We start from the raw sequence: 17660 nt of genomic DNA, 5'->3' as shown, positions 1-17660 counted from the left end.
TACCTGTCCCGCGAAATTCAGTTGGGTCCCGGCATCGGTCGGCGCGCGCCCAACGGCGCGTAGACCTTCGCCAGGCCCTCGGCGAAGATCACCCGCTCTTGCGGCGACAGCGTGGCGGTGAAGTTCGCCAGCGCCACCTCGACATTGCCGCGCGCCTGCTGCTCCAGGTCGCGCGCCAACGCCAGGCGCCGGGCCACCTCGCCGCTGTCATAGCCTTGCGCGCCGAGAGCGCTCAGCGCCGCCAGACGCTCGGCCCGCGCCTGCTGGGTCAGCGGGCGGTTGCGCTTGTTGGCTTCGTTCAGCGCGCGGCGGAAGGCCTGGCGCGTCTCGGGCGACAGCCCGTCGGCGGCCGAGACCAGCGGCGGACGGGCCGGCGCGGCGGCCGCCTCGACCGCGGGGGCGGGCGCCGGCGGCGCAGGGGTGGGCCGGGCTTCGACGGCGGACGCGCGCGGGGCGACGTGATGGGCTGGCTTGGGGGTCGCCTCGGACGCTTCGGGCGCGGCGGACGGCGCCAGGGCCGCCGACGGACCGGGCGCCGGGAGACGCGGAGCCGGCGGCGCGCTGACGACAGCGGGGACTGGGGCGGGCGTCGGCGCGGGCCCGGTGAGGCGCACAAAGGCCATGCCGGCGAAGCCGCCGATCAGGAAGACGTTGACCGCCGCCGACGCGGCCAGGGCGATCACGAGCGGACGCGATGCGCTCATAGGTCAGCCGCCGGCTCGGCGATGGCGTCCTGCAGGGAGGCGCTGGTGTCCACCGCCGTCACGACCGGCTCGGGCGCGGCGACGGCGACCCGGGGCGCGACGTCCAGAGGCGAGCGTTCGACCATGACACCGGTGACCACGCCCGCGGCGGCGGCGACCGAAAGGCCCAGGGCGGCGGAGAGGCCCGCGAACCAGCGCCAACCGGCGGCGGCGGGCCGGGGCGCGGCCGAGATCAGGCGGCCGATCAGGGCGGCGTCGGGGCTCTGGGCGGGCGCGAGGTCCAGCAGGCGGTCCAGCTGGGCGGCGGCGGCCAGCACCGGCGCCAAGCGCTCGGCCTTTTCCGCCAGCAAGGCGCGCGCGGCCTCGCGCTCGCCTTCCGGCCAGCGGGCGATGTCGCCGCCATAGATCTCGGCCAGGTCCTCGAACCTCTCGAGAGACATCATGACCACGCCTCCTTCATCCGCTCGCCCCCCGCAGATCCGCCAGCGACGTCTTCAACGCCCGGCGCCCCCGCGCGAGCAAGCTTTCCAGGGCCTCGACGCTGATCTCCATCAGCGCCGCGGCCTCGATATTCCCTAGGCCTTGGTGGTGGCACAGCACGATCGCCTCGCGTTGGCGCGCCGGCAGCGCCGCCAGCGCCGCCTCGACCCGCCGCGAGAGCTCCGCCCCCATCAAGCCCGCGTCCGGCGCGGGTCCCGTATCGACCTGCTCCGGCGGCGTATCGGTCGCGATCTCGCGCCGACGCCGCAGGCGATCGTAGCACAGGTTCAGCGCCACCCGGTGCAGCCAGGTGTCGAACCGCGCCGGGCCGGGTTTCCAGGCCCGAGCCTGTTTCCAAGCCCGCAGGAAGGTCTCCTGCGCGACGTCCTCGGCCTCGCCGGGGTCGTTCAGCATGCGGCGGGCCAGGGCGAGAATGCGCGGCAGACGTCGGTCCAGCAGCTGACGCACGGCGGTCGGCTCGCCTCGGCTCACCCCCGCCAGCAGGACCTCGTCGGGATCGTTCCCGTCGGACGCCAAGCTTCAATCCGCCGCGCACGTCGTCATCAGACCCCGACCTTGGCCCTGCCGGACTTGGCCTGCAACTCTTCCAAGGTCAGGACGCCGTCGTTATTCGTGTCCATCCGCTTGAACCGCATGGCCAGCACATCGTTGGCCTCGGCCCGCGACAGCGAACCGTCCTTGTCCTTGTCGAAGCGCGCGAACATCCGCTGGCCGCGCTTGCCGGCCCTGCTCGCCTTGGCGTCGGCCTGGGCGTTGCTTTCGCGGAAAGCGGCGAACTCCTCGGGCGAGATCTTGCCGTCCTTGTTGGTGTCGAGGCGCTCGAACATCTTGTCGGTGTTCTTGGCCTGGAATTGTTCGAGGGTCATGCCCGTGGGATTTTGGCCTGCGGGGGCGCTGGTCTGGGCCAGCGCGGGCGCCGCCACGGCCAGCACGGCGCCGGCGGCGATCAAGGTGCGTTTGATCATTGTCTCGAAGGTCTCCGAAGCTGGAAGGCCCGTCCCTGAGAGTGAAACGCGTTGAGGCGGGGATTCCGTCGGAGGTGTGGTCAAGAATTGCGCCCCCTCCGTCGTGATGCGTATCGCATCACGCCACCTCCCCCGTTTCACGGGTGAGGAGGAAACAGCTTCCCTCCTGCCCCGCTTGCGGGGGAGGTGGCGCGGCGCCGATAGGCGACGTGACGGAGGGGGCGTCTCACCCTACCCCTTCACCACCGCCTCATAAGCCGCCCGCGCCTCGGCCTTGGCCTTGGCCAGCTTCGGCTTCAGCGACTTGAACTGGGCGACGCCGCCGGCCTTGGCGAGCAGCGCCTTGAAGGCTTTGGGCTCGGTCTCCGGATCGCCGCCGTCTTCCAGCGCCACCTTGATCAGTTGCGAAAGGTCCTGCTCCAGCCGCCAGGCCGCCTCGAGCCGCGAGAGCGCGCCATCGTCCGCCAGCCCCGCTTCACGCAAGGCCGCCAGGGCCTCGCCGGTGTTCTGGCGCAGGGGACCGCCCGCCGCCGCGTGGGCCAGTTGCAGGAACTGGGCGGCGAACTCGATGTCCACCAGGCCGCCGGGATCGAGCTTCAGGTCCCAGTCGCCCTTGCCGGGCCGCTCGCGCTCCATCAGCTGGCGCATCTCGACGACGTCGGCGGCGGTCTTCTTCGGATCGCGCGCCCGGCGCAACGCCGCCGCGATCGCGCCCTCGGCCCGCTGCCGGAACGCCTCGGAGCTGGCCCAGACGACCCGCGCGCGGGTCAGGGCCAGCAGCTCCCAGGTCTCGGCCTCGCGCTCGTAATAGTCCTCGAAGGCCGCGAAGCTGACCGCCACCGGGCCCTTCGTCCCGGAAGGCCGGAGCTTCAAGTCGACCTCGTACAGCGTTCCCTCCCCCGTCGGCGCCGACAAGGCCGAGGTCAGGCGCTGGGTGAAGCGGGCGTAGAAGACGTCGGCGCTCCACTCCTTGATGGCGGACATGCCCTGGGGGCCGTCGGCGGCGTAGAGGGTCATCAGGTCGAGATCCGACTTGGCGGTCATCTCGCGCGAGCCGGCCTTGCCCAGGGCCACCACGGCGACCTGGCCGGGGAAGGCCCCGCCCAGCCGTTCGACCTCGGCGAGGGCGGCGGGGGCGAGGCCGCCGATGATCAGGTCGGCGAGCTCGGCGAAGGCCCGGCCGATGTCGCGGGCGTCGGCGGTGCCGCTCATCACCCGCACCCCGATCCGGAAGCTCTGGTCGCGGAACAGCCGCCGGGCGGCGTCCATCGCGCCCTCGAAGTCCTCCGGATCCCACGGCGCGACGGCCGGCGTCTCGATCGGGCCGAAGAAGCTGGGGTCCAAGAGGGCGTCCAGCGCCGTCGGCCGCTTGGCCATGGTGCTCGCCAGACGGGGTGCGAAGGCCATGACCTCGACGATCAGCTCGAACAGGCGCGGCTGGGCCAGGAACAGCGACTGGATCTGCACGCCCGACGACAGGCGGCTGAAGAAGTCGGCGAAACGATTGAACGCCTGGTCCGGCGCGCCGGTGGCGTTGGCGGCGTCCAACAGGCGCGGCGCCAGGCGGGTGAAAAGCTCTCGCCCCCGCTCGGTGCGGGTGGCGGCGATGTGGCCATGGTGCCAGCCGCGAATGGTGGCGGCGACGCGCTCGGGATTGGAGAAGCCCATGCGCTTCAGGGTCGCCAGGGTCTCGGGGTCGTCCTCGACGCCGGTGAACACCAGGCTGCCGAAACGCGAGGACAGTTCCTCCTCACCGGCGAACAGGCGGCCGTAGCGCAGGTTCACGCCCTTCAGGATCTTGCCGACGGCGGCGTCGAAGCTGCGCAGGTTTCCCTCGCCCCACAGGGCCGCCACGCGCTTGCGGTCGGCGTCGGAGTCCGGAAGCTTGTGGGTCTGATCGTCGGCGATCATCTGGGCGCGGTGCTCCAGCGCCCGCAGGTCCTTGTAGGCTTGCGTCAGCCAAGCGGCGTCCTCCGGCGTCACGTGGCCCGCCTCCGATAGCGCCTTCAGGGCGTCCAGCGTGCGCGGGCTGCGCAGATCGGGCTGGCGGCCGCCCAGGATCAGTTGCTGGGTCTGGACGAAGAACTCGATCTCGCGGATGCCGCCGCGCCCCAGCTTCAAGTCCGCGCCCTTGGCGGTCAGGCGGTCGTCGACCTTGTAGGTGTGGATCTGGCGCTTGATCGAGTGGATGTCGGCGATGGCCGCGAAGTCGAGGTTCCGCCGCCAGATGAACGGCTGCAGCCCCTCCAGGAAGGCGCGGCCTTCGGCGAGATCGCCAGCGGCGATGCGGGCCTTGATGTGCGCCGCCCGCTCCCAGTTCTGGCCGACGCTCTCGTAGTAGTCCATGGCCGCGTCGACCGGCATGGCCGGCGGGGTCGAGGACGGGTCGGGGCGCAGGCGCAGGTCGATGCGGAACACATAGCCGTCGCCGGTCCGCTCCTGCAGGATCCGGCCCAGATGGTTGGCGATCCGCACGGCCACGGCCTGGGGCTCGTGCCCCTCAGCGACCGGCAGCTTCTCGGGCGCGTAGAAGATCGAAAAATCGATGTCGCTGGAATAGTTCAGCTCGAACGCGCCGTGCTTGCCCATGGCGACGCAGAACAGGCCCGGCGCGGGACCGTCCTCGCCCTCGCCCACCTGCGTCAGCGCCCCGCGATCGACCTCCTGGCGCACGGCCTGGGCCAGGGCGGCGTGCAAGGTCGCGTCGGCGAAGCGGGTCAGGGCGCCGGTCACCTGGTCGAGGTCCCAGACGCCCGACAGGTCGCACAGCGCGGTCAGCAGATGCAGGTCGGCCTTCAGCTCGCGCAGCACCCGGCGGGCGGTCTCGAAGTCCGGCTCGGCGGCGACGGCCTCGGCGGCGTCGAGGATTTCGGCCAGGCGCGCCTGTGGTTCGGCTCGCAGGATCGACGGCAACCGGACGCCATCCCGCCGCGCCAGGCTGGTCAGGTAGGGCGAGCCCGCGAACACCGGCGCCAGGGCCGGCCAGGCGGCGTCCACGACGGCGAAGGCCTCGCCGGTACGCTTGGCGATCGCCTCGTGGGCGCGCTCGGCGGCCTTGGGATCGACGATAGGGCCACAGGGCGTCAGCTGGTCGGCGAGGCGAGTCATGGCGGCACCGTCGCGCGCCTGAGCCTTCCGAACAAGACTCCGGCTTGACGCCGCATATTACAGTTGTAACCATTGCGTCCGAGGAAACGGCAGGAACCGCCCGAGAATGATCGAGCTCTTCGCCCTAGCCCTGATCCGAGCCCAGGTGGCGGCCGCCGCGGCGGTGCTGCTGATCATCGCCCTGCGACCGTTCGCGCGCCGCCTGTTCGGGCCGCGCCGAGCCTATGGCCTGTGGATCATCGCGCCGGCCGCCGCCGCCGCGGCCTTCTTCCCCAGTCTCGCCGAGACCATGGACCTGGGCGCGCCCGCCCGGCCGCTCGGCGTCTGGGCGCCGAAGCTGGTGATGCTGTGGCTGGGCGGCTGCGTGATCGCCACCGCCATTCTGGTTCTGCGCGAGCATCTGTTCCGCCGCCGCGTCCGCCAGGGCCGAGCCGGTCCCGCCGTCATGGGCGCCCTGTGGCCGCGCATCGTCCTGCCCGCCGACTTCGCCCAGCGTTTCGACGCCCGCGAGCGCGAGATGATCCAGTTGCACGAACGCACCCACATCAATCGCGGCGACCCGATCACGAACCTCGTCATCGCCGCGTTCGGGGTCCTGGGCTGGTGCAATCCGATGGTCGCCCTGGCCCAGCGCCTGGTCCGCATCGATCAGGAGCTGGCCTGCGACGCGACGGTCGTGGCCCTGCGCTCGGACATCCGCGCCGACTACGCCAAGGCGCTGATGAAGGCGCAGCTCAGCGTCTCGACCTCGCCGCTGGCCTGCGGCTGGGCCACCCATCCGCTGATCCTGCGGGTCTCGCTGCTGAACCGCCGCGAGCCGAGCCTGACCCGCGACGTGGCCGGTTTCCTGACGATGACCTTCCTGGCGATCGCGGCCATGGCCATCGTCTGGAGCGTCGCCCCACGCGGGCCGGACTACAGCGACATGCCCCCCGCCTACGCGCCGCAGATGGATCCCTATACGGGCGCGATCACCTGGGTGGCGGTGTCGCGGTAGAGCGGCGGGGCTCAACGCCCCCTCCGTCACGCCGCTTCGCGTCGCGACACCTCCCCCGCTTCGCGGGTGAGGAGGACGTCATCCTCCCCTGTGCAACGGGGGAGGTGGATCGGCGCCGATAGGCGACGAGACGGAGGGGGCGCTTTAAGCCTCTAGCCTTCCCTACTCCACCCGCGGCAGCACCAGCGCCACGCGCAGCCCAGGACCGGTGCCGTTGTACTCGCCCGGCCCTTCCGCCAACTCCAGCCGGCCACCGTGCGAGGCCGCCACGGCCTGGACCAGCGACAGGCCAAGGCCGGCGCCGGGCTCGCTGCGGCTGTTCTCCAGGCGGACGAAGCGCTGGACGACGCGGGCGCGGTCGGCCTCGGGCACGCCGGGGCCGGTGTCGGTGACCGAGAACTCCAGCTCGCCGGACGAGGTGCGCCGCGCGCGCAGCATGATCGCCCCGCCCTCGGGCGTGTACTTGATGGCGTTGTCGAGGATGTTGGCCAGGGCCTGGGCCAGGAACTCGCGATTGCCCTTGATCGACAGGGCCGGCGTGATCTCGGCCTTGAAGTCCAGGCCCTTGTCCTCGCACGACAGCTCGTAGAGCTCGGCCATGTCGCCAGCCAGCTCCGAGGCGTCGAACACCCGCTGGTCGGGCGCGGCGCCGGCGGCCTGCAGGCGGGCGATGGCCAGCACCGCGTTGAAGGTCTTCAGCACGCCGTCGGCGTCGGCCAGGGCCGTCTCCAGCGCCGCCACCGGATCACCCTTGCCGTTCTCGGCGTCGATCAGGGCGACCTCCATCCGGGCGCGCAGGCGGGTCAGGGGCGAACGCAGGTCGTGGGCGATGGCGTCGCCGGCGTGTCGCAGCCCGCCCATCAGGCGCTCGATCCGGTCGAGCATGTCGTTCAGCCCTTCGGCCAGCTCGTCGTACTCGTCGCGCGTGCCGCGAACCTTGGCGCGGGCGTGCAGGTCGCCGGCGCGGACGGCGTTGACCACGTCCACGAGACCCTGCATCGAGCGGCTGACATTGCGGCTGATCACCACCCCGCCGGCCAGGCCCAGCAGGATGACGAGCGCCCCGGCGCCCCACAGCGCCCGGACGATCTTGCGGACATAGGCTTCGGAGGCGTCGACATCGGCGCCGACGAAGAGGATCTCGCCGTGGTCGAGGCGCTGCTGCACGCCGCGCGCGGCGGCCTTGACCTCGGCTCCGTCCGGATCGGTTTCGGTGACCTTGAAGCTGGCCCATTCGGGCCCGTCGCCGGAGAAGTTGGCGATCGGCGACTCCTCGATCGAGCCCGAGATCCGCTTGCCGGTCTTGTCGGCCAGGAAATAGAGGAACGGCCGCTCGCCGGTCGCCCGCTCGACGATGGTCTGGTTAAGGGCGTTGACGCCGCCCTGGCGGTAGGCGGCCTCCAGGCTCTCGAACTCGCGGCTGATCTCGGCCTGGGCGCGCCGGTTCACCTCGCCCGCCGTGGCGACGTAGATGTAGCCCAGGAAGGCGCTGGCCGCCGCGGCGAACAGCGCCAGGAACAGCAGGGTCAGCCGGAACGGCGTGGTGCGGAGAAGGCGCGGCAGACGCATGGCGGGTCTCGGCGGCGAACCGCCGCCAATCTCCTACGGATCCAGCCGGTAGCCGGCGCCGCGCACGGTCTGCAGCATCGCCCGGTCGAAGCCCTTGTCGATCTTCGAACGGAGACGCGAGATGTGCACGTCGATGACGTTGGTCTGCGGGTCGAAGTGATATTCCCAGACCTTCTCCAGCAGCATGGTGCGGGTGACCGACTGGCCGGCGTGACGCATCATGAACTCCAGCAGCTGGAATTCGCGCGGCTGCAGGTCGATCTCCTTGCCCTGGCGATGGACCGTGCGGTTGATCAGGTTCATCTCGAGCTCGCCGACCTTCAGGGTCGTGGCGACCGCGCCCGTCTCGCGACGACGCGACAGGGCCTCGACCCGGGCCATCAGCTCGGGGAAGGCGTAGGGCTTGACCAGATAGTCGTCGGCGCCGGCGCGCAGGCCGGTGACGCGGTCGTTGATCTCGCCCAGGGCCGACAGGAACAGCACCGGCGTCTGGTCGCCCTCGCGACGCAGGGTCTCTACGACGGTGACCCCGTCCATCTTGGGCATCATCCGATCGACGATCAGCACGTCGAAGCCGCCCTTCTGGGCCACGCCCAGGCCGGCTTCGCCGTCAGGCGCGTGCTCGACCTCATAGCCGGCCTCCTTGAGGCCATGCGCCATGGCGCCGGCGGCTTCCAGGTCGTCTTCGATAATCAGAATACGCATCAGCGAGCCCCTCATGCGCGCGGACAGAACAGCGGAACGATCGACGTTCTCCCGATTCTGGGCCGACGCGCGATAGTTGCTCCGGAAATACCGCTTTCGGCGGCCGGCGTAACTTAAACCTTGGTCAGAAACGAAGAAGCCCCGCTCCGGCGGACCGGAACGGGGCTCTGTCTTCAGACGGTGTTTTCCGCTTACGGCGCGATCTTCAGCGGCACGAAGACCGGACGGTTCTGGCGGATGATCTTGGCCAGGACGGCGCTCCGGCCGGCCTTCTTGGCGGACGCGACCGCCGCGTTGACCTCGGCCGCGCTGGTGACCGCCACGCCGTTGATGTTGGCCAGCACGTCGCCCTTGGCCAGGCCCTTCTCGCCCGCGTCGCTGTCGCCCTTCACGCCGGCGATCAGCAGACCCTTGATCTCGCTGTCGATCTTGTAGGTGTCGCGAGCGGCCTGGTCGATTGGCGCCAGGGTCAGGCCCAGGGCGTCGACCCGCTGGTTGGCGGACTTGCCCGGGCTGGGCGCGCCGCCGCCGTCCTGATCCTGCTCGTCGTCGTTGACCGCCAGCGAGTTCTCCGACGGACGCGTGCCCGAGCGGACGTCGATGACGCGCGGCTTGCCGTCGCGGATGATCGACATCTTGATGATCTCGCCCGGACGCGCCTTGGACACCTCGCGGGTCAGTTCCGAGCGGTCGGCGACCTTGACGCCGTTGACGCCCACCAGGATGTCGTCGGGCAGCAGGCCGGCCTTCGCGGCCGGGCCGCCAGCGACGACCTCGGCGACGATCGCGCCCTTTACGTCCTTGAGGCCCATTGCCTCGGCCGCCTCGGCGCTGAAGTCCTGGATGCTGACGCCAATGTAGCCGCGCACCACCTTGCCGGTGGCGATCAGCTGCTTGGCGGTCGCTTCGGCGACGTCGGCCGGAATGGCGAAGCCGATGCCGACCGAGCCGCCCGACGGCGAATAGATGGCGCTGTTGACGCCGATCACCCGGCCGTAGATGTCGAAGCTGGGACCGCCCGAGTTGCCGCGGTTAATCGGCGCGTCGATCTGGATGTAGTTCACGAACTGCGAGGTGGTGTCCTGCAGGTTTCGGCCATAGGCCGAGATGATGCCGGCCGTGGCGGTGCCGCCCAGGCCGAACGGATTGCCGATCGTGATGACCCAGTCGCCGACGCGCGGCTTGGCCTGGTTCTCGAAGTTCACATAGGGGAAATCGGCGTTCTTGGCCTTGGGATCGACGACCTTGATCACCGCCAGGTCCGTGCCCTCGTCGCGGCCGACCAGGGTGGCCTTCAGTTCGCGGCCGTCCTTCATCACCACCTGGATGTCGTCGGCGTCGGCCACGACGTGGTTGTTGGTGACGATGTAGCCGTCGGCCGAGATGAAGAAGCCCGAACCGGCCGACTGCTGCTTCGGCGTGGCGGGCGTGTCGCCGTCATCGCCGTCCTGGCCCTGACCCGGCGCCTTCTTGCCGCGCGGCACGATGTCGAAGCCTTCGAAGCCGGGGATGCGCAGCGGCTGCGGCGAGGCCTTGGACGTCACGTTGATCTGGACGACCGCGGGCGAAACCTTCTCGAAGATGTCGGCGAACGACATCGGCGCGCCGGGCGGCGGCGCGAAGGCCGGGGCGCTGGCGACGTTGGTGCGGACGGCCGGGGCTTCCGCGGCGGCGGTCCCCATGCGCATCCCGACGCCGGCCAAGGCCGCGCAGGCGACGCCCGCGCCGGCCACGGCGCCCACAATGAAACCCGACTTCCTAGCGGTCATTCTCGTCTTTCCTCACCCGCGCGTCGCCACGCGGTCCCTTATGCCTCAACCCGCGCCAGCGCGGTCCCTTTGACCTCAGAACCTAGTCCCGCGCGTAAAAGGTGCAATGGCTTCGACCCAATCTTTACGCCCAGGCTAGAGCTTCTTGAGGCTCCTTTTCGGCGCAATCGTGTCAATCGTCTTGGAGCAGACGCTTCAGCCGCTCTTCCTCGTCCTGCGAAAGCTCGCCGTCCGCTGGCGCGCGTCGACGCAGGAGCCCGACCATCAGGACGCCGCCGATCAGCAGAACGCCCACCGGCGCCAGCCACAGCACGGCGTTGCCGGCCGAGAACGGCGGCTTCAGCAGCACGAACTCGCCGTAGCGCTCGACCAGGAACGCGCGGATTTCGGCGTCGCTGCGGCCGGCCTTGACCTGCTCGCGGACAATTCGCCGCAGGTCGCCGGCCAGCTGGGCCTCGGAGTCGTCGATCGACTCGTTCTGGCAGACCAGGCAGCGGACCTCGCGGAACAGGGCCCGGGCGTGGGCCTCCTGCGCCGGATCGGCCAGGCGCTCGGACGGCTCGGACGCGCCGGCCGTCAGGGCGATGGCGCAGAGGGCGACGGCGAGGTTTCTCAAGATGCTCCCCCGCGTTGCGGGGGAGCTGTCGCGGAGCGACTGAGGGGGCGATCGCTGAAAAAGCCGAGCTAGCCCCCTCCGGCCCTCTGGGCCACCTCCCCCGCAACGCGGGGGAGGATCTTGGAAATCCACGGTCCTCACGACACCGTCTCCTGCGCCCGTCGGCCGACGCCCAGCCGCACGCGGCGGTCGGACAGCGAGACGACGCCGCCGATCGCCATCAGCAGCGGCCCCAGGAAGATCAGCCGGACCCACGGGTTCACATAGGCGCGGATCAGCCAGGCGGGCTTGCCGCCCTCGCCCGCCCGGCGCTCGCCCATCACGACATAGATGTCGTTGAGAACGCTGGGGCAGATCGAGACTTCCGAGGTGGTCTGGCCGCCAGTGGGATAGAACCGGCGCTCGGGCGCGGCCAGGCAGACCAGGCGGCCCTTCTTGTCGACCACTTCCACGACGCCGCGCTCGGCCAGGTAGTTGGGCCCCTCGACCGTGCCGACCTTGGTCAGGGTCAGGGTGTAGGCGCCCAGCGGCTGGCTGCCGTTCAGGCTGAGGGCCTGAGCCGCCTCGACGCGCCAGGCGGTCTCGAACGAGGCCCCCAGCACGAAGATCCCGAGACCCGCGTGGGCCAGGGTGGTGCCCCAGGCGCCGCGCGGCAGGCCGCGGGCGCGGCGCAGGCTTTCGGCGAAGGCGGCGCGGAACAGCTTCAGGCGCTCGGCAAGCTCCAGCAGCGCGCCGCCGATCAGCCAGAAGCCGACGACGAGACCGCCGCTGGCGAGGACCTTGCGCGGCTGGACGAGCGCGTAGGCGATCAGGCCCAGAACGACGGCGGCGGCCAGCACGACCCACAGCTTGCGGGCCACGCCGCCGGCGTCGCCGCGCTTCCAGGCCAGCAGCGGGCCGGCCGGCAGCACGGCGAAGGCCAGGATCATCAGCGGGACGAAGGTCAGGTTGAAGAACGGCGCGCCGACCGAGACGGCCTCGCCGTCCATGGCCTCGCGGATCAGCGGGAACAGCGTGCCCAGCAGCACCACCGCCGTCGCCGTCGACAGCAGGATGTTGTTGAGCACGATCGCGCTCTCGCGGCTGATCGTGCGGAACTGGCCGCCGGGATTGAGGCTGGGCGCGCGGAGGGCGAACAGCAGGAAGCCCGCGCCAGCCGCGACGCCCATCATGATCAGCAGCAGCACGCCGCGAGTCGGGTCGACCGCGAAGGCGTGGACGCTGGTCAGCACGCCCGAGCGCACCAGGAAGGCGCCCAGCATCGAGAAGGTGAAAGCCGCCAGGGCCAGGAACGCGGTCCAGCCCGGCAGGGCGCCGCGCTTCTCGGTGACGATAGCCGAGTGCAGCAGGGCAGCGCCGATCAGCCAGGGCATGAAGCTGGCGTTCTCGACCGGGTCCCAGAACCACCAGCCGCCCCAGCCGAGCTCATAGTAGGCCCAGAAGGCGCCCAGGGTGATGCCGACGGTCAGCAGGCTCCAGGCGGCCAGGGTCCAGGGCCGCACCCAGCGGGCCCAGGCCGCGTCGATCCGGCCCTCGATCAGCGCGGCCAGAGACAGCGAATAGACCACCGAGAAGCCGACATAGCCGGCGTAGAGGAACGGCGGGTGGAAGGCCAGCGCCGGGTCCTGCAGCAGCGGATTGAGCGAGCGCCCCTCGACCGGAACGTCCAGCAGGCGCTCCATCGGGTTCGAGGCGAAAACGGTGTAGGCCAGGAACAGCACGCCCAGCGCGCCCTGGATGGCGATGGCGTAGGAGCGCAGGCGCGGCGGCAGGCTGTCGCCGAAGAAGGCCATGGCCGCGCCGTAGCCGGTCAGCACCAGGCACCACAGCAGCATCGAGCCCTCGTGGCTGCCCCAGGCGCCGGCCACCTTGTAGAGCATCGGCTTGGCGGTGTGCGAGTTGGCCGCGACATTGGCGACCGAGAAGTCGGAAACGACGAAGGCGTGGATCAGGCAGGCGAAGGCCACCGCCACGGCCACGAACACCGCGACGGCCGCGCCACGGCCGGCGCCGGCCAGCACCACCGACCGCCGCGCGCCGCCGACCGCCGACAGGCCGGTCTGGGCCAGCGACAGCATCAGCGCCAGGACGAGGGCGAACGCGCCAAGCTCGGTGATCATTGAGCGGGCTTCCCATAGGCCGAGGCGTCATAGGCCGGGGCCCCCGCGCCCTCGCCGCGCCACTCGCCCTGCTTCTTCAGAGCCTTGGACACTTCACGCGGCATGTAGCGCTCGTCGTGCTTGGCCAGCACCTGCTTGGCGACGAAGACGCCCTGGTCGTTGAACGTCCCCTCGGCGACGATCCCCTGCCCTTCGCGGAACAGGTCGGGCAGGTCGCCGTGATAGACGACCTTCGCCGCGGCCTTCTGGTCGGCGACCACGAACTCGACGTCGCCGCCCGGATGCTTGACCACGCTGCCATGCTGGACGAGGCCGCCCAGCTGGACCTTGCGGCCCGGCTTGACGTGGGCCTCCTGGGCCTGGGCGGGCGTGTAGAATAGCGAGATGCTGTCGCGCATGCCGTACAGCGCCAGGCCGACGGCCAGGGCCAGCACCGGCGCGACGGCCAGCAGGACGGTCAGGCGCCGACGCGCCTTTCGAGATTTCGGCCAGAAGCTCATGGGGCGGTCTTGGGCGCGGTCTTTTGCGAAGGCGTGTCGGCGGCCTGGCGCAGGGCGGCCAGCACCTTGGGCTGATCCTTGAAGCGGGCGGTCGCCGTCGCCAGCGCCGCGTCGCGCTTGGCGGTCTCGCCCAGCACGGCGTAGGCGCGGACCAGGCGAACCCAGCCGTCGGGATCGTCGGGCGACTGGGCCAGGCGCGCGGCCAGACCCTCGACCATGCCGGCGATCATGCCCTGCACCTGCGGGTTCTGAGCGGCGGAGGGTTGGGGCGTCGGCAGGCCGCCGGCGGCCTCGACCGTGGCGATCTCGCGGCCCAGGGCGGTGCGCGCCGGATCGTTGGGGGCCAGGCTGCTCAACAGCGCGCGCCAGTCGCCGAGGCCGCCGATCACGTCGCCTTCGGCGATGCGGGCGCGGCCCAGATAGTAGCGGGCCCGCAGGTCGTTGGGGTCGGCCTTCAGCGCGCGGTTGAAGGCCAGCTTGGCGTCGGCGCCGATGTCGCCCTTGCCCTCGATGACGAAGGTCTCGCCCAGCAGGCTCCAGATGTCGGCGCGGTTCGGGGCGCGGTCCACGGCGCGGCGCAGGGCCTGCTCGGCCCCGGCCATGTCGCCGGCGGCGGCCCGGGCCTTGGCCAGGAACACCAGCGGCTCGGCGTCGTTGGGACGCTCGGCCGCGACGCCTTCCAGCACGGCGGCGATCTGGGCGGGCTGCAGCAACGACGGATCGGCGGCCTTCCATTCGGCGACGCGCCGGGCGTAGGGCTGGTCGGGAAGCTCGGGATGGCCCAGCCAGACATAGAGGCCAACGCCCGCGACGCAGGCCGCCCCGGCGATGGCGACCACCGCCTTGCGGGCGGCCACGCCGCCGCGCTCCCAGGTCTCGGCCTGGTCGGCGGCGGCCAGCAGGCCTCGCCCCGCTTCGGCGCGAGCGGCCTTCAGCTCGTCCTGCGCCAAGAGGCCGTCCATGGCCAGGCGCTCGACCTCGGCCAGGCGGCGGCGATGCGGCTCCAGACGGGCCTGAGCGTCGTCCACGGGCTGGGCTCGCGCGGCGCCGCGCAGCACCAGCCCCGCGGTCACGGCCGACAGCCCCGTCGCGGCGATCCAGAATGCGATCATGATGCGGGTGTTAGCTTGTTCTGACGTCGGCCGTTAGTGGGAAAAGCGCTTAAGGGCGTCAAGCGCCGCCGACGCTCTAGGCCGCGATCGCGGCGGCCGCGCGGCGGCGGACGATCTCGGCGGTCTTGTCGTCGCGAGTGTAGGCGATGAAGCCGGCGGCGACGTTCAGGTACTGCATGGCGAGGCCCGGATCCCCGCCGTCGCCGGTGCGAGCCACGTGCAGCACGTCCTCGATATAGGGGTCGAGATAGGCGTTCAACTTTTCGAGGATCTTCAGGCGGCTGCTGCCATAGCCGGCCTTGTCGGCGCAGGGCCGCAGCTCGGCGATGAAGGCCAGGCCGCCGCGGGCGCGGTTCAGCATGGCCTCGTCCGGCTCGGCGACCAGCTTGGCGACGCCGCGCGAGCCCTTCTTGGCCAGCATCGAGATCGGGCGGGTCGGCAGCGCCTTGCCCAGCTCGCGTTCGATCTGATCCATCCGGGCTTCGCAGGCCTTGGCCATGGTCTGCTTGAAGCGCGCGACCCGTCTTCCCCACGGCCCGTCCTTGTTCAGATCGACCGACTGTTCGAACTCGACGATCTGCAACTGCACCTTCTGGGCGCGCAGGGCGGCCTCGCGGCCAGCCGCCTCGCCGCCGCCGAAGTCGAAGATCTCGATATGGGCGATCGAGGCCTCGATGTCGGCCAGGAAGCGTTCGCCCAAGCCCTTGACCTCGGACGAGGCCAGATAACGATCGCTGGGCCGATCCATCACGGCGGAGATCACCCGCAAGATGCGCCACTCGTCGGGCAGGTGGGCCGAGAGAATGTCCAGCAGCAGCGGCCCGGCGTCCTCGCGGATGCGGCAGGCGTCGTTATAAGCCAGCCGCGCGGCGGCGGCCCGCTCGTCCGACATCCGGCTGACCCATTCCGACAGCCGGGGCAGGCAGGTGCGGACGATCGGCGCCAGTTGCAGGCACATGGCCAGCTCTTCGGGATCGCAGAGCGAGCGGACGCTGTCGAAGGCGGCGTTCTCGGGATCGCGCAGCGCCGCCGCGCCGATCTTGCACAGCTCGTCGAAGACCAGCGGCGGGCCCTGCTCAAGATCCCAGGGATTGCACTTGGCCGCGGCCTCCTGCGCCTCGCGCGGGGCGATGCCGCGCAGAGCGCGCCAGGTCCGCGCCAGCACGGGCGGCGGAAAGGCGATGGCCCCCTCCTCGCGCTTGGCGCAAAGGGGAACGATGGGGGCCAGCACGTTGTTGCGGACGAAGCGGTTGGCGGTCTCTTCCTCGACCAGCTCGCGCACGGGCGCGAAAATGCTCTGGGCGCCGGTCCCCGCCAGGGCCAGCTCCAGGCTGCGCAGCGCCGCATCCGGCGCGGTCTCCACCAGCGTCCGGATCAGCTGCAGTTTATGGGCGGCTATGGCGGCCATGAATCCCCATGTCGGTTCATGCAACCGACAGTTCCGTCAACCATGTTCGGATCGAGGTTAAGGATTTCCGAAACGCGATAAAAATCGCGTGCGCGCCGCATGCGTGTCTTCGCACGAAACCTGAGGCTACAAGGCAGCTTAGCCGTTCGGAACGCGCGCTCTCGCCCCCGCGACGAGGCGTCGCAATCGATCAGGCTTCCGCGCGCGGCAGGTCCAGCGCGACCCGCAATCCGCCCATCGGCGATTCACCAAGCTGGACCGAGCCGCCATAGGCGCGCGCCAGCTCATCGACGATCGACAGGCCAAGGCCCGAGCCCGGCGCGTTTTCGTCCAGCCGCTGGCCGCGCTTCAGCGCCTGGGCCCGTTCTTCGGGCGGCAGGCCGGGACCGTCGTCGTCGACGGTCACGATCATCCGCGTCTCGCCCGACGGCGTCGCGTCGACGCGGATCCTTCCCCGGCACCACTTGCCGGCGTTCTCCATGACGTTGCCGACCAGTTCGAGGAGGTCCTGCTTCTCGCCCTGGAAGGCCAGGTCCTCGGGGCAGCGCCAGTCGATCTCGATCCCGCGTCCGTCCGCCTTGTCCTGGAAGATGCGCTCCAGGGTGACGGCTAGCTCGTCCAGGATCGGCTCGACCGGCGTGCGTTCGCCGCTGGTCTGGGAGCGGGCGGCGGCGCGGGCGCGGCGAAGATGGTGATCGACCTGCTCGCGCATGGTCTGGGCTTGGCGCTCGACCACCTCGGCCAGCTGGCCCGGCTGCTGGTTGGCCTCGGTCAGCATGACCGAGATCGGCGTCTTCAGCGCGTGCGCCAGGTTGCCGACGTGGGTGCGCTGCCGCTCGACGACCTCCTGGTTGTGGGCCAGCAGGGCGTTCAGCTCGGTCGCCAGCGGCGCCAGCTCTTCGGGATAGACGCCCTCGACCCGCTCGGCCTTGCCCCGCCGGACTGACGCCACCTCGCGGCGCAGGCGAAACAGCGGCTGCAGGCCAAAGCGCACCTGCACGACCATGCCCAGGATCAGGCCGCCGCCCAGGATCAGGAGGGCGAAGGCGGTGATGCGGGCGAAGCGGTCGGCGTCGTCGTCGATCGGCGAGCGGTCCTCGGCCGCCAGGAACACCACCGGATCGGGATAGCCCGGCAGGCGGGTCAGGATGGCGGCGGCGCGCAGCGGCTTGTCCTGCGGCCCGCGCATGTCGAAGTACTGGGTCTTGCCCGGCGCGGCGTCCAGCTTGTCGATCTGGGCCGAGGACAGCATCAGGTCGCTGTCGAACAGCGAGCGCGAGCGCTCGATCGGCTTCATCGACCCGTCCGGCGACTTGTCCAGGATCACCCAGTAGCGGCCGGAATAGGCGCGCGTGGCCCGGATGTCGGTCAGGAACGGCGCCTTCAGCACGCCGGCCTCGACCGTCGAGCCCGCATAGAGGTCGTCGGTCAGCACGGCCAGCGACTGGTCGAAGCGCCGGATGGCCGCGCCGCGGAATTGGGCGGTCAGGAAGACGCCCGCGATCACCACGACCAACAGGGTCCAGATCCCGGCGATCAGGATCAGGCGGCGGACCAGCGAACGGCGGCGCAGGTCCAACAAAAGA

The 17660-nt window shown here is 70.8% G+C and carries 15 protein-coding genes and 1 pseudogene; 2 read left to right on the top strand and 14 right to left on the bottom strand.

The features are described from left to right. Positions 1–17: 17 nt before the first annotated feature. Genes CSW60_RS16575 through CSW60_RS16560 form a run of 4 tightly spaced genes read right to left on the bottom strand, consistent with a single transcriptional unit; the run spans position 18 to position 2170 of the window. On the bottom strand, positions 18–704 hold the full coding sequence (locus tag CSW60_RS16575) for a periplasmic heavy metal sensor (RefSeq protein WP_099538400.1): 687 nt from the start codon (positions 702–704) through the stop codon (positions 18–20). Further along, a complete protein-coding gene (locus tag CSW60_RS16570; protein WP_099538399.1) occupies positions 701–1147 on the bottom strand; it encodes a hypothetical protein in 447 nt (148 codons plus the stop codon). Before CSW60_RS16570 ends, CSW60_RS16575 begins: the two co-directional genes overlap by 4 nt. A 13-nt stretch (positions 1148–1160) precedes the next feature. Next, a complete protein-coding gene (locus CSW60_RS16565; RefSeq protein ID WP_099538398.1) occupies positions 1161–1721 on the bottom strand; it encodes an RNA polymerase sigma factor in 561 nt (186 codons plus the stop codon). Positions 1722–1747: 26 nt separating this feature from the next. Further along, positions 1748–2170 (bottom strand): EF-hand domain-containing protein, encoded by a 423-nt coding sequence (locus CSW60_RS16560; RefSeq protein WP_099538397.1) that lies wholly within the window; start codon positions 2168–2170, stop codon positions 1748–1750. 87 nt (positions 2171–2257) lie between these two features. Here CSW60_RS16560 and CSW60_RS24415 point away from each other — a divergent pair. Next, positions 2258–2374, top strand: a pseudogene (locus tag CSW60_RS24415) (hypothetical protein). Between the two features lie 27 nt (positions 2375–2401). Here CSW60_RS24415 and CSW60_RS16555 read toward each other — a convergent pair. Continuing rightward, the gene (locus tag CSW60_RS16555; protein WP_099538396.1) at positions 2402–5278 is read right to left on the bottom strand and encodes a bifunctional [glutamine synthetase] adenylyltransferase/[glutamine synthetase]-adenylyl-L-tyrosine phosphorylase; all 2877 of its coding nucleotides are present in this window, start codon (positions 5276–5278) and stop codon (positions 2402–2404) included. Positions 5279–5384: 106 nt separating this feature from the next. On the opposite strand from CSW60_RS16555, the gene CSW60_RS16550 reads away from it, so the two are divergent. Continuing rightward, positions 5385–6275, top strand: coding sequence for a M56 family metallopeptidase (locus tag CSW60_RS16550; protein WP_099538395.1), 891 nt, complete (start codon positions 5385–5387; stop codon positions 6273–6275). Between the two features lie 162 nt (positions 6276–6437). Here CSW60_RS16550 and uczS read toward each other — a convergent pair whose 3' ends face one another. The 9 genes from uczS to CSW60_RS16500 all read right to left on the bottom strand — a co-directional run bounded on the left by uczS (position 6438) and on the right by CSW60_RS16500 (position 17656). After that, positions 6438–7844, bottom strand: coding sequence for a two-component system sensor histidine kinase UczS (uczS, locus tag CSW60_RS16545; protein WP_099538394.1), 1407 nt, complete (start codon positions 7842–7844; stop codon positions 6438–6440). 33 nt (positions 7845–7877) lie between these two features. Next, on the bottom strand, positions 7878–8549 hold the full coding sequence (gene uczR, locus CSW60_RS16540; protein ID WP_099539165.1) for a two-component system response regulator UczR: 672 nt from the start codon (positions 8547–8549) through the stop codon (positions 7878–7880). Positions 8550–8740: 191 nt separating this feature from the next. Next, positions 8741–10318: a Do family serine endopeptidase gene (locus CSW60_RS16535; RefSeq protein WP_099538393.1), complete on the bottom strand. Its 1578-nt coding sequence runs from the start codon at positions 10316–10318 to the stop codon at positions 8741–8743. A gap of 172 nt (positions 10319–10490) precedes the next feature. After that, positions 10491–10937 (bottom strand): cytochrome c-type biogenesis protein, encoded by a 447-nt coding sequence (locus CSW60_RS16530; protein WP_099539164.1) that lies wholly within the window; start codon positions 10935–10937, stop codon positions 10491–10493. A 134-nt stretch (positions 10938–11071) separates the two neighbouring features. Next, positions 11072–13054: a heme lyase CcmF/NrfE family subunit gene (locus tag CSW60_RS16520; RefSeq protein ID WP_099538392.1), complete on the bottom strand. Its 1983-nt coding sequence runs from the start codon at positions 13052–13054 to the stop codon at positions 11072–11074. Further along, positions 13051–13554: a cytochrome c maturation protein CcmE gene (gene ccmE / locus CSW60_RS16515; RefSeq protein ID WP_099538391.1), complete on the bottom strand. Its 504-nt coding sequence runs from the start codon at positions 13552–13554 to the stop codon at positions 13051–13053. The genes CSW60_RS16520 and ccmE overlap by 4 nt, the downstream gene beginning before the upstream one ends. Next, entirely contained in the window at positions 13551–14666 is a 1116-nt protein-coding gene (ccmI, locus tag CSW60_RS16510; RefSeq protein WP_099538390.1) for a c-type cytochrome biogenesis protein CcmI, read from the bottom strand. The genes ccmE and ccmI overlap by 4 nt, the downstream gene beginning before the upstream one ends. Positions 14667–14742: 76 nt before the next feature. Continuing rightward, complete coding sequence (locus CSW60_RS16505) at positions 14743–16074, bottom strand: hypothetical protein (RefSeq protein WP_201723077.1); 1332 nt, start codon at positions 16072–16074, stop codon at positions 14743–14745. A gap of 190 nt (positions 16075–16264) precedes the next feature. Next, a complete protein-coding gene (locus CSW60_RS16500; protein WP_099538389.1) occupies positions 16265–17656 on the bottom strand; it encodes an ATP-binding protein in 1392 nt (463 codons plus the stop codon). Between the last annotated feature and the right edge of the window lie 4 nt (positions 17657–17660).

This window comes from Caulobacter sp. X (genome assembly GCF_002742635.1).
Lineage (GTDB): Bacteria > Pseudomonadota > Alphaproteobacteria > Caulobacterales > Caulobacteraceae > Caulobacter.
Note: the sequence above shows the minus strand (reverse complement) of the source record. Positions and strands in the feature narration are given on the sequence as shown.